2 protein-coding genes are annotated in these 1,082 nt (G+C 32.5%); both read right to left on the bottom strand.

Features of this window, described 5'->3' with window-relative positions:
* Nucleotides 1-948: sensor histidine kinase (locus CHI06_RS14960; RefSeq protein ID WP_095249397.1), on the bottom strand; the 948-nt coding region annotated here is incomplete at its 3' end.
* Nucleotides 938-1,082: winged helix-turn-helix domain-containing protein (locus CHI06_RS14965; RefSeq protein ID WP_142300961.1), on the bottom strand; the 145-nt coding region annotated here is incomplete at its 5' end. The genes CHI06_RS14965 and CHI06_RS14960, both read right to left, overlap by 11 nt.

Raw genomic sequence — 1,082 nt, forward strand, 5'->3', positions numbered from 1 at the left:
GAAAATATGTGGAAGGTCCACACTTGGTATTGGCTGACCGTAATTACTGATAACAATTTCTATCGTTTCCTCTAGTTCAACTATTCTAATATCTAAATATTTCCCTTCTTTTCCATATCGGATGGCATTTTGAATCAGGTTTTCAAATACTCTGGCGAGTTTATTACCATCACCCATAATAATCGGATTTTTGGTGGTTGTGAATTGTCTTAATTGCATTCCAGCTTCTTGCAGCTGAATCCTATTTTGAACAGCTAATTGGTTTACCATTTCTTCAATATTAATTGGGTCTTTTATCATCAGGATTTCTTTGTTTTGAACATACATATATTCAAATAAATCATTAATTAAATGATGTAATCTCTCAGCCTTTGATTGAACAATCTGGGTGTAATACCGTAGTTCGATCTCATCCCGATAATGATCATTATTGATAAGGTTTAAGTACCCAATAATAGAGGTGAGAGGTGACCTAAGGTCATGGGCAACATTCGTTACTAAATCATTTTTAATTTGTATTGCCCTTCTTTCTTCCTCAATCGCCTTTTGGGCTTGAATGATAATAGCGTTAATACTTTCAGCTAGTAGTCCTAATTCGTTTTCATCTATTTCTAATACCTTTTTATCAAAATTAGCTTTTACAATTAACTGAACTTCCTCTGACAGCTTATTAATTCTAAATGCTGTGTATCGTTGTTTCTCATATTGATAAAATAGAAAAAGGTAAGCACAAAAAATAAAACAATAGAAAAAAATAATGATTAATGGCCCAAAATAGGACAAAATTCTAAAAATCTGCGAAAAAAATCTTGAGTGCTCATCGTAATACTCTAAAGAAGGAATAACAAAAAAAGCTGTAATCATTGTCATTAATGCGGAAAGAAAGAGATAAAAATAAATTTTCTTATTAGGAATAAACTTTACGACATCAAGGAAATTATTTTTCAACTTTATAGCCAACCCCCCAGACTGTCTGAATAATCGATTCTCCAGGCAAAGCTGCTTCGATTTTTTCTCGTAAGTTGCTTATATGAACCATAACCGTTTTATTAGACCCTGCTCCAGGCTCATTCCATATCTTC

This window comes from Bacillus sp. 7884-1, assembly GCF_002272245.1.
In the GTDB taxonomy this organism is placed as follows: Bacteria; Bacillota; Bacilli; order Bacillales; family Cytobacillaceae; genus Neobacillus.